The sequence below is a fragment of the Marinobacter sp. genome (assembly GCF_048259445.1).
Taxonomy (GTDB): Bacteria; Pseudomonadota; Gammaproteobacteria; order Pseudomonadales; family Oleiphilaceae; genus Marinobacter.
Genome location: NZ_JBLXHQ010000004.1, coordinates 23,173 through 41,065, shown reverse-complemented (window position 1 = coordinate 41,065; position 17,893 = coordinate 23,173). Strand labels below are relative to the sequence as shown.

Here is a 17,893-nt window from a genome sequence, read left to right as displayed (position 1 = left end):
GTGGCCTCGGCAGGCAGCTATGCTAAAGTAGCGCGGCTTGTAAACAATCAGGGAGATCAAGCGTGTTCGAGCTGTTGAAAGCTGGTGGCATTCTGATGGTGCCAATCGTTGCCTGTTCCATTCTGGCGCTTGCGATTATTCTGGAGCGATTCTGGACACTGAGAGCATCCCGGGTCGCACCGCCTCAGACGATTAACGAACTGTGGCGCTGGATCAAGAAAAAAGAACTTAATGGTCGTAAGCTGAAAGCGCTGCAAAGCTCTTCACCGATGGGCCGTGTTCTCGCTGGCGGACTGATCAATGCCAAGCATGGCCGTGAGATCATGAAGGAAAGCATTGAGCACGAAGCCAGCCAGGTGATACACGACCTGGAGCGATTCCTGAACCCTCTGGGTACCGTTGCAACCATCACCCCTCTGCTTGGCCTTTTGGGTACCGTGATCGGCATGATCAAGGTGTTTGCTGAAATTCAGCTTGCAGGTGTAGGCAACGCCGGAAACCTCGCAGGTGGCATTTCCGAGGCTTTGATCACTACGGCAGCTGGCCTTACTGTTGCTATCCCGGCACTGATCTGTCACCGGTATTTCATCCGGCGGGTAGACGAGCTTGTTGTTGGCATGGAGCAGGAAGCCATCAAACTTGTTGAAGTTGTTCATGGTGATCGCGAAATCGACGTGGAAGGGGCCTGAGCACTGTGAAGTTCACACGCCAGAGAAGTCAGGAAGTCGGAGTAGATCTGACGCCGCTGATCGATGTGGTTTTCCTGCTGCTGATTTTCTTTATGGTCTCTACGACGTTCACCCGGGAAAGTCATTTGCAGGTGGAATTGCCCGAAGCCAGTGGCGAGCCTGCTTCGCCCGCGGAGTTGAAGCAAATCGACGTCGTGATCAACGCAGAGGGGCAGTACGTTCTTAACAACAAGGCCCTGGTCAATAACCGCCGTGAGACGTTGGAGCGGGGAGTGAGTGAGTTGGCCGAAGGCGAAACCGGCCTGCCGTTTATTATCACTGCGGATGCCCGCACTCCCCATGAGTATGTTGTCCGGGCAATGGACGTGGCAGGTCGCCTGGGCTTCTCCAGGCTGAGCATTACCACTGAGCGTGAGGCAGACAGTCAGTGAGTCTTGCTGAGCCGCTACCTGATCCAAAAAGCGTCAAGGCTGGCGAAAGCTGGCCGACCTACAAGCGACTGCTGACTTACGTAAAGCCCTTCTGGCTGGCATTTTCTCTGGCTGTAGTTGGCAATGTAATTTATGCCGCGGCCTCCACTGGAATGGCAGCCGCCATGGAGTATGTCATTGCTGCCATTGAAAATCCGACGCAGCAGAATCGGTTGCTACTGACGTTTCTGATTGTCGGGGTGTTTTCTTTCCGTGGTGTTGGAACCTTCATGAGCCAGTATTTCATCAGTTACGTGGGGCGGCAGGTTATCAATGCGCTCCGGAATGACGTGTTCAACCGTCTGATGACGCTCCCATCCCGGTATTTTGATGAAAACGCCGCCGGAAGGCTGGTGTCAAAGCTCACTTTTAACGTCGAGCAAGTGGCGGAAGCCGCAACCAACGCCATAACCATAACCCTGAGGGAAGGCCTGACAATTGTGGGTCTGCTCGGGTTCATGCTCTATACAAACTGGAAACTGACGCTGGTGTTTCTCGCCGTCGGCCCGCTGATCGCAGCAGTCGTCAGCTATGCGAGCAAGCGCTTTCGCAAGATCAGTCAGCGCATTCAAGGCTCCATGGGGGACATCACCCACGTGGCGTCGGAGTCGATTGCCGGTTACCGGGTCGTTCGTACTTTTGGTGGAACAGAGTATGAAAAGCAACGTTTTCAGAAAGTTAATGATAATAACTTAAAGCAAAGTCTAAAGATGGCGTCTACCCAGGCTATCAGTGTTCCCGTTATCCAGACACTGGTAGCAATTGCCATTGCCGCGCTCGTGTGGACCATGCTTGCACCAGAGATACGCGGCGAGATGACAACAGGCCAGTTGGTGGCGTTTATTACAGCCGCCACAACCATGGCCAAGCCAATCCGCCAGGTTACCTCGGTTCATGCCAAGATCCAGAAAGGCGTAGCAGCTGCCTACGATGTATTTGAAACGATTGATGAGGTTCCGGAGCAGGATCCCGGTTCCTATGCGCCCGAACGCGTCGAAGGGGTTATTGAGTTTGACAACGTTTCCTTCCGCTACCGGGACCAGCTCGACGATGTGCTGAAAGGTATTTCCGTTGAAATTCCGGCAGGGAAGAGTGTAGCGCTGGTGGGGCGTTCAGGTAGCGGAAAGTCAACAATGGTGAGCCTGCTGCCAAGATTCTACGAGTATACCGATGGTGATATCCGGATTGACGGGCATTCCCTGAAAGACTTTTCTCTCAAGGCACTACGATCCCAGATTGCCCTGGTTACTCAGAACGTTGTGCTTTTTAACGATTCTATCGCAGCCAACATAGCTTACGGTGCACTCCGGAACTGCTCCAGAGAAGAAATCCGCGAAGCCGCTGAGAAAGCTCATGCACTGGAATTTATCGATCGCATGCCGGATGGCCTCGATACCATGATCGGAGACAACGGCGTAATGCTCTCTGGCGGACAGCGACAACGCCTGGCAATTGCCAGAGCATTGCTTAAGGACGCGCCCATCCTGATTCTCGACGAGGCGACATCAGCACTGGACAGCGAATCGGAACGTCATATTCAGGAAGCGCTGGAAATGGTTATCCAGGGCAGGACTACGTTGGTAATTGCCCACAGGCTTTCGACAATTGAGAAGGCAGACCGGATTCTCGTTATGGAAAACGGTCGTATTATTGAATCTGGTGCCCATGACGAGCTGCTTGCCCGTAGCGGTGCCTACGCTCAGCTACATCAGATGCAGTTCAGTGAGCAGTCATGACTTCCCTCATAGAGCGCCTTTGGTACGGTAAGGGTCGCCCACTCCTTATTCTGTCGCCGTTTTCCTGGATTTACCGGGCGGTCTCTGATGCGCGGCGGCAAAAAGCCCATGATGCCTATGTCCAGAAACTTCCTGTGCCCGTAGTGGTTGTGGGTAACATCACCGCCGGTGGTACAGGAAAATCTCCATTAACGGCCTGGCTTGTCGATGAAATCCGGTCTGCCGGTTGGCGGCCGGTTATTCTTAGCCGAGGTTATGGCGGCAAATCGGCCGGGTACCCGCTTCTGGTGACCGAAGACACCCTGCCGGCGCTTGCAGGGGACGAACCTGTAATGCTGGCCCAGGCAACCAGCGTGCCGGTTGTGGTTGATCCGGATCGGCGCCGGGGTGCAGCATTTGCGTTGGATAATGCCCTGGGCGACGTCCTCATCAGTGATGACGGGCTTCAGCATTATCGGTTGCCGAGGGATATCGAACTGGCTGTGTTTGATGGCGCCCGCGGCATTGGTAATGGTGCCTTGATTCCGGTCGGGCCCCTGCGTGAACCTGTAAGCCGTCTGAACAGCGTGGATTTTGTTGTTGTTAACGGCACCGATACGGCCGACGAGAACGGCCTTGTACCATTGCACTCGTTCGCGGGCATTGCGCATCCCCAAATGTATGCCATGCGCCTGAAGCCAACGCGCCTGGTCAATCTGAAAACAGGTGAGACCCGATCACCCGAAAGCCTTCAGGGCCAGAAAATCCGTGCAATCGCCGGTATCGGAAACCCGACACGCTTTTTTGATACCCTGAAGGCGCTGGGCGCAAAATTAATTGCCGTGCCTTTTCCCGACCATCATCGTTTCCGCCCTGAAGATCTCGGCACCGAATCCGGTCACATGCTCGTAATGACGGCTAAAGACGGGGTCAAATGCCGTGGTTTCGCCCCGGATAACGCCTGGGTACTCTATGTTGAAGCGGAGCTGCCCAAGGCGTTTTCAGAGGCTGTGCTTGCGAAACTGCGGGCGTGCAGCGGGCCATCGACTTCTTAACTGTCAGTGAGACTGAATTATGGATAAAAAACTTTTGGCCTTGTTGGCCTGTCCTGTCTGTAAAGGTGATCTGAAACTCAATGAGGCCAGAACTGAACTGGTTTGCTATCAGGACGCCATGGCATTCCCTATACGCGAAGGTATTCCTGTCATGCTGGCCGCCGAGGCCCGCACACTTTCCACTGATGAGCGCCTTCACAAAAACTGAGCCATCTCTCTGCAGGATCGAAGCCCCATGTCGTTTACGGTTGTGATTCCGGCCCGCTATGCCTCTACACGATTGCCCGGTAAGCCGCTGCTGGATATCGCCGGCAAACCCATGATCCAGCACGTTTGTGAGCGCGCATCCGAGAGCCGGGCAGGCCGCGTTGTCGTTGCAACGGACGACTCCCGTATCCAGGTTGCCTGCGAGGCGTTTGGTGCCGAAGTTGTGATGACATCACCCAATCATGTCAGCGGTACCGATCGTCTGGAAGAAGTTGTGCGCAAACTCGGGCTCGATGCGGACCACCGCGTTGTTAATGTTCAGGGCGATGAGCCCTTGATCCCGCCACGGTTGATAGACCAGGTTGCCGACAACCTCGAACGCTACCCGGAGGCTGCCATCGCGACACTCTGTGAGCGGCTCCACGACATTGAGCAGGTGTTCAACCCCAATGTTGTAAAAGTGGTTTTTGATCTGGAGGGTATGGCGCATTACTTCAGCCGGGCACCCATTCCCTGGGCACGGGACCATTGGAGCGATATGCGCGAGGGCAACCTTTCGGGCCCGAATGCGGGATCTGCGCTGAGGGACGGTGCCGGGTATTTTCGGCATATAGGCATTTATGGATACCGCGCCAGTGTACTCAGTCGCTTTGTCAGCTGGGCACCGGCGCCTGCTGAGCAGGCTGAGTCACTGGAACAGCTCCGTGCACTTTATAACGGTGCACGGATTCACGTTGAGGTAGCGGCCGGTACGCCACCGCCAGGCGTTGATACCGAAGCAGACCTGCAGCGGGTCAGAGCCTGGATGACCAAATCTGATGAAAAAGGAGTAAAGGGGGTATGAGCAAGCCCGCCAGTGTGCTTTTTGTGTGTCTGGGTAATATCTGTCGTTCACCGACTGCAGAAGGCGTTTTTCGCAAACTGGTAGAGCAGGCCGGATTGCAAGACCGGGTACACATCGATTCCTGTGGCACCAGCAACTGGCACATAGGAAAGGGGCCTGATCTGCGATCACAGGAAGCTGCGGTGAAGCGGGGCGTTGATATAAGCATGCTCAAGGCTCGTCAATTTACCGAAAAAGATCTGGATACCTTCGACTACGTGGTTGTGATGGATCGCCAGAATCTGGCTGATGTAAAAGATATCTGGCACCAGAATGGGGGTACACAACCCACACTGTTTCTGGAATACGGTCGCTCCAGTCTGGCTGAGGTGCCAGATCCCTATTTCGGTGGCGAGGACGGATTCGAAGAGGTGCTTGACCTGATTGAAGAGGCAGGCGAGGGCTTGCTCGTCGATATTAAGGAGCGTTTCGCGTGAAAACGTGTGCGGAACTGCAGAAAAATGTCGGGCTTACCGAGCTCAATACTCTGCGCGTATCCGCAACTGCAAGATACTACATGGATGTTGTGAGCCTGGATGATGTGCGTCGGGCACTGGCGTGGGCTGAAAAGAATGAGGTCCGGACACTGGTACTTGGCAGTGGCAGTAACCTGGTTTTTGCCGGAGACTTCAGCGGCCTCGTTATCCGCATGCAGATAGCTGCGCGTCACTGGGAACAGGTGGACGACACGGGGGCGACACTTGTGTTGGGTGCTGGTGAAAGCTGGCATGAGGCGGTGTTGTATGCCGCCGGGTCAGGGTACAGGGGTATTGAAAACCTTGCGTTGATACCCGGAACCGCCGGCGCAGCGCCGGTTCAGAACATAGGCGCCTATGGTGTTGAACTTTGCGATACGCTGGTTTCAGTAACTGCGTTGGATCGTAAACTCAACGAGGTTGTATGCCTGGATAACGCGCAATGCGGTTTTGCCTACCGCGACAGTTTGTTCAAGCGCTCGCCCGGCCGTTACATCATCACCGAGATCCGGTTGCGCCTGTCCCGCGAGAAGCCTTTGCAACTTGGCTACAAAGACCTTCAGGAGTATCTGGGGGAAACGGTTTCTCAGGATCTCGATGTGCTGGCAGTCGCCGAGGCCGTGATGGCGATCCGTCGCCGCAAGTTGCCGGACCCGGACATTATTCCGAACGTTGGCAGTTTTTTCAAAAACCCTGTGGTCTCTGCCGAACAGTTCAGCAGGTTGCAGGCCGAACATCCGGACGTCGTCGGCTATCTGCAGAAAGATACGGTCAAGCTGGCAGCAGCCTGGTTGATAGATCAGTGTGGATGGAAAGGTTATCGGAATGCCCGCGTTGGCGTTCACAACCGTCAGGCACTGGTGTTGATCAACCATTCGGGTGGGGCGGGCCAGGATGTGCTTGAGTTGGCCTCGGATATTCGCCAGTCGGTAAAGAAACGCTTTGATGTAGATCTGGAAATGGAGCCGGGCATCGTAGGCGGCTGAATGTCCATATCTGAACACTCAGCCGCCAGCCTGCCGGAGCCTGATGTTATTTAACAGGCGATGCCTTGATAAGGAGCCCGAGTGCGTCCTCGATTGCGATATCCTGCTTTTCAGTGTCTCTGCGCCCTTTGTACTCAAGAGTGCCAGCGGTAAGCCCACGATCGGAAATAACGAAACGATGAGGAATGCCGATCAACTCCATGTCGGCGAACTTCACGCCGGGGCGCTCCTTGCGGTCGTCCAGCAGGACATCATAGCCAGCCTGCGTTAACTGCTCGTAGAGTTTCTCACCGGCTTCGGCCACGATAGGCGTTTTATGGGCATTGAGCGTAACAATAGCCACCTGGAACGGGGCAATGGCATCAGGCCAGATAATGCCTTTGTCATCGTGGTTCTGTTCGATTGAGGCAGCAACGATGCGAGAAACACCAATACCGTAGCAGCCCATGTCCATAATCACGGTTTTTCCATTTTCATCAAGTACCGTGGCGTTCATGGCGGTGCTGTATTTGTTGCCCAGTTTGAAAATATGGCCGACTTCAATGCCTCTGCGTATCTCCAGCGTACCCTTGCCATCAGGGCTGGCGTCGCCTTCTACAACGTTGCGGATATCTTCAACCCGGCCAAGCGGCAGATCCCGCTCCCAGTTAACGCCGGTCAGGTGGTAGCCTTCCCTGTTAGCGCCGCATACAAAATCGGCCAGATGAGCTGCGCTGCGATCCACAATAACCGGCACCTGCAGGTTTACCGGGCCAATTGAGCCCGCTTTGCAACCGATTGCCGCTTCGATCTCTTCGTCGGTTGCCATGGTCAGAGGTTCGGCCACACCTTCCAGGTTCTCTGCCTTGATTTCGTTCAGTGTATGATCGCCACGCAATATCAAGGCGATGAGGCCCGCATTACCTTCATCGTCTGCTTCGGCTTTAACCAGTAAGGTCTTTACCGTGCGGGTGGCGTCAATACTGAGAAATTGCGAGATAGCCTCAATGGTACGCTGGTCCGGCGTTGCTACTTCTTGCAAGTCTTCTGCCGGCGCTGAGCGATCGCCGGATGGAGCAACGGCTTCAGCCTTCTCAATGTTGGCAGCGTAATCGCTGTCTGTGCTGAATACGATGTCGTCCTCGCCAGACGAAGCGAGAACGTGGAATTCGTGGGATGCACTGCCGCCAATAGCCCCGGAGTCTGCCTGTACCGGGCGGTAATCCAGACCCAGGCGATCAAAAATGGCGCAGTAGGTGCGGTGCATAATCTGGTAGGTTTCATCCAGAGATTCCGCGCTCACATGAAAGGAGTAGGCATCTTTCATGATGAACTCCCGGGCGCGCATGACACCGAAACGTGGACGACGTTCGTCGCGGAACTTGGTTTGGATCTGATAGAAGTTTGCGGGCAACTCCTTGTAGCTTTTCAGCTCATTGCGGATCAGATCGGTAATAACTTCTTCGTGGGTGGGCCCGAAGCAGAATTCACGGCCATGGCGGTCGTTCATTCGCAGCAGTTCGCCACCGTATTGCTCCCAGCGACCGGATTCCTGCCACAGTTCCGCAGGCTGGACTGCGGGCATAAGAACTTCCTGCGCACCGCTCTTGTCCATTTCTTCCCGAACAATTCGCTCAACCTTGCGCAGGGTTCTCAGGCCCATTGGCATCCAGGTATAAAGGCCAGCCGCCAGTTTCCGGATCAGACCGGCACGCAGCATCAATTGGTGGCTGATAACCTCCGCGTCAGAGGGTGTCTCTTTCTGGGTTGCAATCAGGTAACGGCTTGCTCGCATTGTGGTTTCCGTTCATTGGAGTTGCGTAGATTGGTACTTGGTAAAGTGATGGTTATTGTACGGAGCCTGTCGCACAAGGTACAGATGGCGAATGAGGTTATCCGGTGAGGGAGCGCGGTATCAGGATAAGTACCCCAGAGGCAGAGCTGTGCTGTCGATAACACGCTTCAGTACGAAGCTTGAATGAACGCCGCTCACGCCCTGAATTCGGGTAATCCTGTTGAGCAGAAAATGATGGTAGTGCTCCATATCCGGTACCACCACTTTCAACATGTAGTCTGCGTCGTGGCCGGTAACCAGATAGCATTCCAGAACCTCAGGGTATTCGCCGACCTGTTCTTCAAACGCTGCGAAGCGTTCAGGCGTGTGCCTGTCCATTCCAATCAGAATAATGGCGGTCAGCGAAAGGCCCAGTTTCTTGTGATCAAGAACCGTCACCGTGCGCACAATGATGCCCGCATCCTCCAGCGCCCGCACCCGCCTCAGACATGGGGAGGGCGATAGCCCCACTTTTTCCGCAAGCTGCTGGTTGGTGAGGGAAGCATCTTTCTGGATCTGGGCCAGAATGCGCCGGTCGGTTTTATCAATTGGTACGAGTGTTTCGGATTTTATGGGCATAAAATTGCCTCTATATAAGTATAATTAAAATATATGACCCTTAAATTACGCTTTTGCCCTCGAGTTAGCAATCACATGCTTCAGAGAACAGGTTAAGCTAGATGGTATTGATGCAAACCCGAGAAACGTAACGGAGAACCACCGACATGGCTTTTGATCATCGCAAATACGCGGCCTTCCGGCCGGTAGCAAAAACAGATCGCCGCTGGCCTGATAAGGTCATCGAAAAGGCACCGACCTGGTGTGCTGTGGATCTTCGCGATGGCAACCAGGCTCTGGTAAAGCCCATGAATGTTGCCCAGAAACAACGCATGTTCGATTTGCTTGTGAAGCTGGGGTTCAAGGAAATCGAGATCGGTTTTCCGGCGGCCAGCCAGCCGGATTTCGATTTCTGTCGCAAGCTGATTGAAGAAAACCGCATTCCTGACGATGTGAAAATTCAGGCGCTGACCCAGGCCCGGCCCGAGTTGATCGAGCGCACTTATGAGGCGTTGCGGGGCGCTCGCAGCGCCATTGTTCACGTTTATAACTCTACATCGACGGTACAGCGGGAACAGGTGTTCGGGCTGGATCGTGCGGGAATCTGTGATATCGCGGTTAACGGTGCTCAGCTGGTCAAGGATTTTGCGGCGCGCTACCCGGACACCGAGTGGACATTTCAGTACTCCCCGGAGAGCTTCACCGGCACCGAGCTGGACTTTGCGGTCGAAGTCATTGATGCGGTAACCGGGGTTTGGCGCCCGGACGAGGGGCAGCCGGTTATCATCAACCTGCCCGCCACCGTTGAAATGGCGACGCCAAATGTGTTTGCCGACCAGATCGAATGGGTTTGTGACAAAATCCGCCGGCGCGAGCATGTCAGCATCAGTGTTCACACGCACAACGACAGAGGGTGTGGTGTGGCAGCGGCAGAACTCGCTGTTATGGCCGGTGCAGATCGTGTTGAAGGAACCTTGATGGGTAACGGAGAGCGCACAGGCAATATGGACCTGGTGACCATGGCCATGAACCTGTATTCCCAGGGCATTGATCCGGAGCTGGATTTGTCCGGCATGGCGGAGATTACCGAGGTTGTTGAAGCCTGCACTGAAATCTCAACCCATCCGCGCCACCCTTACGCGGGCGAACTGGTTTTTACGGCATTCTCAGGAAGCCATCAGGACGCGATTCGCAAATGCCTGGCGCTCAGGAAAGATGGAGACGCCTGGAATGTGGCCTATTTACCCATAGATCCGTTCGACCTGGGGCGTCGATATGAAGAGGTTGTGCGCATCAACAGCCAATCGGGCAAGGGTGGAGTTGCCTACGTTCTTGAGCGGGATTACAACATCAGCCTGCCGCGCTGGTTACAAATTGAATTCAGCAAGGTTGTTCAGAAGGCTGCAGAGACTAACGGGGGTGAGATTGACTCAATGTCCATCCACAGCCTGTTCGAGCGGCGTTATCTGAAGGTTCATGACGAATGGGCCTTGCGTGCCTATGATCTGCACAGAGACGATCAGGGTGTGTTTGCCGAAGTAACCTTTGGTCAGGAGTCGGATCCTGTGCGCCTTGAAGGTCGCGGCCTTGGTGCGGTGGAAGCGGTTTCTGCAGCGCTGGAGAAGCGTTTCGGGTTTAAAATAGCGGTAGAAGCCTATGACGAATTTGCGTTGGGAGAGGGCACGCGTGCCAATGCTCTGGCCTGCATCCGTCTGACTGCAGGCGGAAAGCATTGCAGTGCTGCTGCGCTGGCTGAGGACACCACCTCCGCAACTTTGCAGGCGCTGTTTTCAGCTGTTGCCCAGGCTGCAGGTGAGGTTGCAGAGACGGGAAATAGCCAGGGAGATACCACGGAGCGCGCGATAAGCGCTTGACCAGCACACAAAAACGCCGGCACGAGTGCCGGCGTTTTTGTATTTCTCATGCCCGTGAGGGGTAGAGGGCGAGCAAGGGCCTCAGACCGGGGTCACGTTTTCCGCCTGGGGGCCTTTGGGGCCCTGTGTGACGGTGAACTGCACTTGCTGACCTTCTGTCAGAGTGCGGAAGCCGCTCGAGGTAATGGCGCTGTAATGTACGAAGACGTCACTGCCACCATCCTGAGCTATAAAACCGAAGCCCTTGGACTCGTTAAACCACTTTACTGTGCCTGTTTTTGTATCGGACATTGATCTTTCCTGTATTTCTGAGATTTCCCCCACGGGGCACTGAAGATTTTCCACAGCATTTTCAGTATAGACCGAGTTTGGAGGTCGTCAATGTTTTTTGAGTGCTTTTAAATCATTCAAAAACAACATGTTAGGTTTTTTTGAATGAACTGTGACCGAACTGCTCGCTGATCTCTTCGAGAATCGCCGGATCATCAATGGTGCTGGGAACGGCATATTCTTCGCCATCAGCAATCTGACGGATAACCCGCCGCAGGATTTTACCGGAGCGGGTCTTTGGCAGGCGGTCTACCACTAAAGCCCTGCGAAAACAGGCAATAGCCCCGATTTTATCCCGCACCATCTCGACAAGCTCTTCCTCAAGCTCGTCATGATCAATGGTGGCGCCATCTTTGATAAGCACCAGGCCGAGTGGGATCTGGCCTTTCATATCGTCGTGTGCACCCACCACACAGCATTCGGCGACAGCCGGGTGTGAGGCAACCACTTCTTCCATCTCACCGGTAGAGAGACGATGTCCTGCGACGTTAATCACATCATCGGTACGGCCCATTACGAAAACATAGCCATCCTCGTCTATAAAGCCGCCGTCGCCAGAGCTGTAAAAGCCGGGAATAGAGTTGAGATAACTGTCCTGGAATCGCTGGTCATCGCCCCAGACAGTGATCAGGCAGCCGGGCGGAAGTGGCAGTTTCACCGCAATCTGGCCTTGCTCTCCCGCTGGCATCTGGCTGCCATCGGGGCTCACAACCTGAACGTTATAGCCCGGGGAAGGAACGGTTGCGGAGCCCGGTTTGGTGACCATGGTTTCGATCCCGACAGGGTTGCAGCAAATTGCCCATCCGGTTTCTGTTTGCCACCAATGATCCAGTATCGGCAGCTGTGTGTGTTCCCGGAGCCACTCATAAGTCGGGGGGTCCAGGCGTTCACCGGCAAGGAAAATACGGCGCAATGAGCTGATGTCATAACGGGAAAGCTGGTCAGCTTCCGGGTCTTCCTTGCGCACTGCGCGAAAAGCGGTAGGGGCAGTGAACAGAAGGTTGACGCCGTGGTCCTGAACTACCCGCCAGAAAGCACCTGCATCAGGCGTTCTGACCGGCTTGCCTTCATAAAGTATGGTTGTGCAACCAGCGAATAGCGGGGCATACACAATATAACTGTGGCCTACCACCCAGCCCACATCCGAAGCCGCCCAGAAAATGTCGCCTGGTTTGGCGTCATACACCAGGTTCATGCTGTACTTGAGGGCGACGGCATGGCCGCCGTTGTCTCTTACCACCCCCTTTGGTTTGCCTGTAGTGCCGGAGGTGTAGAGCACGTAAAGCGGGTCTGTCGCCTTCACTGGCACGGGCTCTGCCGGCTCGGCACTGGCCATCAGATCACTCCAGTCATGATCTCGCCCATCCTGCATCCGGGCGTTAGCCTGCGGGCGCTGATAAACAATGCAGAAGTCAGGCTTGTGTGAGGCCTGTTCAATGGCTTTGTCTACCAGAGGCTTGTACTCGATTACTTTCGTGACCTCTATGCCGCAGGACGCCGTAATGACTGCTTTGGGTTGGGCATCTTCAATTCGCACCGCGAGCTCGTGGGCTGCAAAGCCGCCAAAAACCACTGAATGAACAGCGCCAATACGGGCACAGCCCAACATCGCAATGGCAGCTTCCGGAATCATCGGCATATAGATGATTACCACGTCGCCCTTTTTGATCCCCTGCGCCTTCAAGGCCCCGGCAAAACGGGCAACCTCGTCGGTAAGCTCGCTATATGTATAGCTGAGTTTGGCGCCCGTAACCGGCGAATCATATATGAGGGCTTTCTGATCGCCACGGCCAGCACGGACATTTGCATCCAGGGCTATATCGGACGTATTAAGCATGCCGTCAGGAAACCATTGGCCATGGCCGTTGTCTGTGGCTTGCCAGATGGTCCCGGGTGGCTTTATCCAGTCAATGCTCGCTGCCTGTTCACGCCAGAACTCTTCCGGCTTGTCAATCGATCTCCGGAATTCTGAGTGGTAGTCCATACCTTTCTACCTCATTGTGCCTGTTGTTATTCTGTTGTCAGTATCTCCAACTTTAGGCGCTTTGAGATAGTGATCCAGTAGACCATAGGATTAGTCTCCGGCGTTTTGAGGTTACCGGTTATCCGGGTTTGCAGACTTTACTTCGGCCGTGACGGTTCCGATTGCCAGGCGCGCGGAAATCCGGTCCCCCACAGCTACATTGCCCGCGTTGCGGATGATGTTGCCATGTTCATCGCGAACGATGGCATACCCGCGCCCCAGTGTGGCCAGAGGGCTTACCACGTTCAGGGTTGCTGCAGTGTGCTCCAGCCGGTCCTGTAGTCTCGCGAGGATTCGTTGTAGGGCTTTATCCAGTTGTGAGGCAGATCGTTCGAGGGCTTCGCGACTGTTTGCCAGCTGCTTGCCGGGAGATTGCATCGCCAATCGTTGAGCCAGGTGAGTTCTGCGCACCTGTGAACGGTCCAGACGTTGCTCCATGGCTTTGCCTAACCGAAGTTCGAGGTCATCCAGGCGCTGAGCCTTTTCCAGAAGTTCTCTTCGCGGATCGCGTAAGCGCGCTGCAAGGTGCTCGAGCTTGGTGTTCAGTCGTTGAAGCGCTCTCCGGGCAGCGTTTGCCAAACGGAATTCCCGGTCATTGATCTGCCGGAGCATGTCTCGTTGGTCGGGCGATACTTTTTCCGCGGCGGCGGAGGGCGTGGGTGCCCGAAGGTCTGCTACGAAGTCAGCGATGGTAACGTCAGTTTCATGGCCAACAGCGCTGACGGTAGGGATGGTGCAGGTTGCGATTGCGCGTGCCACCGTTTCTTCGTTAAAGCACCAGAGATCCTCCAGCGAGCCACCGCCACGCCCGATGATCAGCACGTCGGCTACGCCGTGAGCCTGTGCCAGTTCAATGGCCCGGACAATTTCTGCCGTAGCCGGCTTGCCCTGCACGGTTGTCGGGTAGAGCGTAACCGGAATGGCACGGCAGCGCCGGGCCAGAACCGTAAGAATATCGTGTATGGCAGCGCCAGTTGGCGAGGTAATAACACCAATGTGTGCGGGCAGGGTGGGGATCGGTTTTTTTCGGCCTGCTTCAAACAGGCCGTCTGTTTGAAGCTTGCGCTTTAATTCCTCAAAGGCCTGCTGCAGCGCGCCAAGGCCTGCAGGCTCAATGTGCTCGACAATAATCTGAAAGTCACCCCGGTTTTCGTAGAGGGTCACCTTGCCGCGAATGCGAACCTGGTCACCTTCTTTCGGTATGTCGCGAATGCGCTGGTTCAGCCCGCGGAACATGGCGCAGCGAATCTGGCACTTCCGGTCTTTCAGGGAAAAATACCAGTGGCCGGACGAAGGCCGTGAAAAACCTGATAACTCGCCTTCAACCCAGACCTGCATAAAGCTGGATTCCAGCAAGTGCCTGGCCTGATGGTTCAGTTCGCTGACGCTCAACGCTCTGGGCCGGGTATCCTGAAACACGTTGTTCACCAAAAACTCCTGACCGGCTTATACGCAATAGCCGAAAAATATGAATGTAAAGTGCTGGAATTTCAAGCGCATGCGGTTTGTGACGATGAACTGCGCAGTTTACTGACCTGCGACACCTCTTTATAATAGGTCGATTACGCGTTTTACTTTGCGGCTGCACCCTCTTTATCCAGAGGTGCCGCACGGAAGGTTTAAATTTAGCACGTTCAAAAGGCCTATCCCAATGCTGCGAATTGCCGAAGAAGCTCTCACATTTGATGACGTTCTGCTGGTACCCGGTTATTCCGAGGTGTTGCCCCATCAGGCGGATCTGCGCACCAGACTGACCCGGAACATTACGCTGAACATACCGCTGGTCTCTGCGGCCATGGACACGGTAACCGACGCAGAATTGGCGATTGCCATGGCGCAGGAAGGCGGCATTGGCATTATGCACAAGAACATGAACCCTGATCAGCAGGCTGCTGAAGTGCGCAGGGTGAAAAAGTTCGAAAGTGGCGTGGTAAAAGACCCGATTACTGTAAGCCCGAAAAACACCGTTCGTGAGCTGGTGGAAATCACCATGGCGAACAACATTTCCGGATTGCCCGTCGTTGACGGAACCGAGCTGGTTGGCATCGTTACCGGCCGTGACATTCGTTTCGAAAGCAGTATGGATACACCGGTGCATCAGATAATGACACCGAAAGAGAAGCTGGTTACGGTAAACGAGGGCGCGAGCCTGGACGAAGTGAAAGAGCTGCTGCATCGCCACCGCATCGAAAAAGTTCTGGTGGTGAATCACGATTTCCAGCTCCGGGGTCTTATCACCGCGAAAGACATCCAGAAATCCAAAGATTACCCTCTGGCATGTAAAGACAGCCAGGGGCGTTTGCGAGTAGGTGCTGCAGTTGGTACCGGAGGTGATACCGAAGCGCGGGTTGTTGCACTGGCAGATGCCGGCGTCGACGTGATCGTTGTCGATACCGCCCACGGCCACTCTCGCGGCGTGATTGAACGGGTTCGCTGGATCAAGGAAAACTACCCTGACGTACAGGTAATCGGTGGCAACATTGCTACTGCTGAAGCTGCTCTAGCTCTGGCCGATGCCGGTGCAGATGCTGTTAAAGTGGGCATCGGCCCCGGTTCTATCTGCACCACTCGCATTGTGGCTGGCGTGGGCGTGCCGCAGATTTCGGCAGTGTCCAGTGTCGCTGAAGCACTGAAAGACCGTGACATTCCACTGATTGCTGATGGTGGTGTGCGCTTTTCCGGCGATATTTCCAAGGCTATCGTTGCCGGCGCTCACTGCGTCATGATCGGCAGCCTGCTTGCCGGTACTGATGAAGCTCCCGGTGAAATCGAGCTTTATCAGGGGCGCAGCTACAAGGCTTACCGCGGCATGGGTTCGCTGGGTGCCATGGGGCAGGGCTCCAGTGACCGGTACTTCCAGGATGCCAGTAAAGGTATTGAGAAGCTTGTGCCGGAAGGCATTGAAGGCCGTGTTGCCTGCAAAGGGCCTATGCGCAATATCATCCATCAGTTAATCGGTGGCCTGCGCGCGTCTATGGGCTATACCGGAAGTGCAGACATGACAGAGATGCGCACCAAGCCCCGTTTTGTGCGCATTACTGGCGCCGGTATGCGTGAAAGCCATGTACACGACGTAACCATCACCAAAGAAGCGCCAAACTACCGCGTCAGCTAAGAGCAGACAGCCCGGGTGCGGCTCTGACCGGAGCCGCACAGCTTATTTTCTTCGAGGATTCTATGGCCCACAACATTCACGACCACCGTATCCTGATTCTGGATTTTGGTTCCCAATACACTCAGCTGATTGCCCGCCGCGTACGTGAAATCGGTGTGTATTGTGAGGTTCGCGCTTTCGATATCACTGAAGAAGAACTGCAGGCGTTCAACCCTAAAGGCATTCTGCTGGCGGGTGGGCCGGAATCGGTCACTGAACTGGGTGGCCCACGCGCCCCTGAGGGGCTGTTTGATCTTGGTATTCCGGTGCTGGGTATTTGCTATGGCATGCAAACCATGGCCGAGCAGATGGGCGGCCGGGTAGCCAGCTCCGAAAAGCGCGAGTTCGGTTATGCTCAGGTAAAAGTGCGTGCCAAAGGGCCGTTGCTTCAGGACATCACTGACCACCTGACAGTAACAGGTGAGTCGCTGCTGGACGTGTGGATGAGCCATGGTGACAAAGTTGTGGCTATGCCCGAGGGCTTCGAATTGCTGGCTTCTACAGAGAGCGCGCCTATCGCAGCGATGCAGGATCTGTCGCGTAACCTTTACGGCCTGCAATTCCACCCGGAAGTGACGCATACCCTGCAGGGCAAGCGCATTCTCGAGCACTTCGTAATGAACATCTGTGGCTGTGAGGCTTTATGGACTCCTGCCAAGATTGTTGACGACGCAGTGGAAAAGATCCGCGAACAGGTAGGCTCTGACAAAGTGTTGCTGGGCTTGTCTGGCGGGGTGGATTCGTCTGTAACGGCAGCGCTTCTGCATAAGGCCATTGGCGACCAGCTTACCTGTGTGTTTGTCGACAACGGCCTGCTGCGCCTGAACGAAGGCGATCAGGTGATGGATATGTTTGGCAGCAGCATGGGCGTAAAGGTTATTCGCGCTGATGCGGAAGAACGCTTTCTGACAAACCTCAAGGGCGTTAGCGATCCGGAACAAAAGCGCAAGGTGATTGGTAATACCTTCATTGATGTATTCGATGAAGAGGCCACGCGCATTAAAGATGTGAACTGGCTGGCCCAGGGCACTATCTATCCGGATGTGATCGAGTCTGCCGCTTCTAAAACCGGCAAGGCCCATGTGATCAAATCCCACCACAACGTGGGTGGCCTGCCAGAAACCATGAAGCTGAAGCTGGTAGAGCCCCTGCGTGAGCTGTTCAAAGACGAAGTGCGTCGCATTGGGCTGGAACTGGGCCTGCCGTACGATATGGTATACCGCCACCCATTCCCGGGGCCGGGCTTAGGTGTGCGTATTCTGGGTGAGGTGAAGAAAGACTACGCCGATATCCTGCGCCGAGCCGATGCCATCTTCCTGGAAGAGTTGCACCGGGCTGATCTTTACCACAAAACCAGCCAGGCATTTGCCGTATTTCTGCCGGTAAAGTCAGTTGGTGTGGTAGGCGATGCCCGTCGCTACGAGTGGGTGATCGCACTGCGCGCTGTTGAAACTATCGATTTCATGACAGCCCGCTGGGCCCACCTGCCGTATCAACTCCTGGAAACAGTGTCCAACCGCATTATCAATGAAATCAGCGGTGTATCACGGGTGACTTACGACGTGTCTTCAAAACCGCCGGCAACAATCGAGTGGGAGTGATTTCCCGCACGACACTGTCGCGCAGTTAGTGTAACGAAGCCAGAATGAAAAGCCTCCTT

16 protein-coding genes are annotated in these 17,893 nt (G+C 54.9%); 11 read left to right on the top strand and 5 right to left on the bottom strand.

Features of this window, described 5'->3' with window-relative positions; all coding sequences use genetic code 11:
- Positions 1–62: 62 nt before the first annotated feature.
- From ACN0RL_RS04195 to murB, 8 genes are read left to right on the top strand one after another with little or no spacing between them, the layout of a single operon-like run.
- The gene (locus ACN0RL_RS04195; protein WP_417514021.1) at positions 63–689 is read left to right on the top strand and encodes a MotA/TolQ/ExbB proton channel family protein; all 627 of its coding nucleotides are present in this window, start codon (positions 63–65) and stop codon (positions 687–689) included.
- 5 nt (positions 690–694) lie between these two features.
- Positions 695–1,120 carry an ExbD/TolR family protein gene (locus tag ACN0RL_RS04190; RefSeq protein ID WP_417514019.1) on the top strand — a complete coding sequence of 142 codons (426 nt, stop codon included), beginning with the start codon at positions 695–697 and terminating at the stop codon, positions 1,118–1,120.
- Positions 1,117–2,895: a lipid A export permease/ATP-binding protein MsbA gene (gene msbA / locus ACN0RL_RS04185; RefSeq protein WP_417514017.1), complete on the top strand. Its 1,779-nt coding sequence runs from the start codon at positions 1,117–1,119 to the stop codon at positions 2,893–2,895. The genes ACN0RL_RS04190 and msbA overlap by 4 nt, the downstream gene beginning before the upstream one ends.
- Complete coding sequence (gene lpxK, locus ACN0RL_RS04180) at positions 2,892–3,929, top strand: tetraacyldisaccharide 4'-kinase (RefSeq protein WP_417514015.1); 1,038 nt, start codon at positions 2,892–2,894, stop codon at positions 3,927–3,929. Before msbA ends, lpxK begins: the two co-directional genes overlap by 4 nt.
- 19 nt (positions 3,930–3,948) lie before the next feature.
- The gene (locus ACN0RL_RS04175) at positions 3,949–4,137 is read left to right on the top strand and encodes a Trm112 family protein (protein ID WP_417514013.1); all 189 of its coding nucleotides are present in this window, start codon (positions 3,949–3,951) and stop codon (positions 4,135–4,137) included.
- Positions 4,138–4,164: 27 nt separating this feature from the next.
- Positions 4,165–4,980, top strand: coding sequence for a 3-deoxy-manno-octulosonate cytidylyltransferase (kdsB, locus tag ACN0RL_RS04170; RefSeq protein ID WP_417514011.1), 816 nt, complete (start codon positions 4,165–4,167; stop codon positions 4,978–4,980).
- Positions 4,977–5,456 (top strand): low molecular weight protein-tyrosine-phosphatase, encoded by a 480-nt coding sequence (locus tag ACN0RL_RS04165; RefSeq protein ID WP_417514009.1) that lies wholly within the window; start codon positions 4,977–4,979, stop codon positions 5,454–5,456. Before kdsB ends, ACN0RL_RS04165 begins: the two co-directional genes overlap by 4 nt.
- A complete protein-coding gene (gene murB, locus ACN0RL_RS04160; protein ID WP_417514007.1) occupies positions 5,453–6,481 on the top strand; it encodes a UDP-N-acetylmuramate dehydrogenase in 1,029 nt (342 codons plus the stop codon). Before ACN0RL_RS04165 ends, murB begins: the two co-directional genes overlap by 4 nt.
- A gap of 46 nt (positions 6,482–6,527) precedes the next feature.
- Here the strand turns inward: murB and ACN0RL_RS04155 are convergent, their stop codons facing one another.
- Together ACN0RL_RS04155 and ACN0RL_RS04150 are read right to left on the bottom strand one after the other, a co-directional pair.
- Entirely contained in the window at positions 6,528–8,255 is a 1,728-nt protein-coding gene (locus ACN0RL_RS04155) for a proline--tRNA ligase (RefSeq protein ID WP_417514005.1), read from the bottom strand.
- 120 nt (positions 8,256–8,375) lie between these two features.
- Positions 8,376–8,873, bottom strand: a complete 498-nt coding sequence (locus ACN0RL_RS04150) for an Lrp/AsnC family transcriptional regulator (protein WP_417514003.1) — start codon at positions 8,871–8,873, stop codon at positions 8,376–8,378.
- Between the two features lie 146 nt (positions 8,874–9,019).
- Between ACN0RL_RS04150 and leuA the strand changes: the two genes are divergently transcribed.
- Positions 9,020–10,726: a 2-isopropylmalate synthase gene (gene leuA / locus ACN0RL_RS04145; RefSeq protein WP_417514001.1), complete on the top strand. Its 1,707-nt coding sequence runs from the start codon at positions 9,020–9,022 to the stop codon at positions 10,724–10,726.
- Between the two features lie 81 nt (positions 10,727–10,807).
- Here leuA and ACN0RL_RS04140 read toward each other — a convergent pair whose 3' ends face one another.
- The 3 genes from ACN0RL_RS04140 to xseA form a co-directional block, all read right to left on the bottom strand.
- On the bottom strand, positions 10,808–11,017 hold the full coding sequence (locus tag ACN0RL_RS04140; protein ID WP_417513999.1) for a cold-shock protein: 210 nt from the start codon (positions 11,015–11,017) through the stop codon (positions 10,808–10,810).
- Between the two features lie 130 nt (positions 11,018–11,147).
- Entirely contained in the window at positions 11,148–13,040 is a 1,893-nt protein-coding gene (locus ACN0RL_RS04135) for a propionyl-CoA synthetase (RefSeq protein ID WP_417513997.1), read from the bottom strand.
- A 111-nt stretch (positions 13,041–13,151) separates the two neighbouring features.
- Positions 13,152–14,510 carry an exodeoxyribonuclease VII large subunit gene (xseA, locus tag ACN0RL_RS04130; protein WP_417513995.1) on the bottom strand — a complete coding sequence of 453 codons (1,359 nt, stop codon included), beginning with the start codon at positions 14,508–14,510 and terminating at the stop codon, positions 13,152–13,154.
- A gap of 220 nt (positions 14,511–14,730) precedes the next feature.
- Between xseA and guaB the strand changes: the two genes are divergently transcribed.
- The gene (gene guaB, locus ACN0RL_RS04125; protein WP_417513993.1) at positions 14,731–16,194 is read left to right on the top strand and encodes an IMP dehydrogenase; all 1,464 of its coding nucleotides are present in this window, start codon (positions 14,731–14,733) and stop codon (positions 16,192–16,194) included.
- A gap of 62 nt (positions 16,195–16,256) precedes the next feature.
- Positions 16,257–17,834: a glutamine-hydrolyzing GMP synthase gene (guaA, locus tag ACN0RL_RS04120; protein ID WP_417513991.1), complete on the top strand. Its 1,578-nt coding sequence runs from the start codon at positions 16,257–16,259 to the stop codon at positions 17,832–17,834.
- Positions 17,835–17,893: the final 59 nt, after the last annotated feature.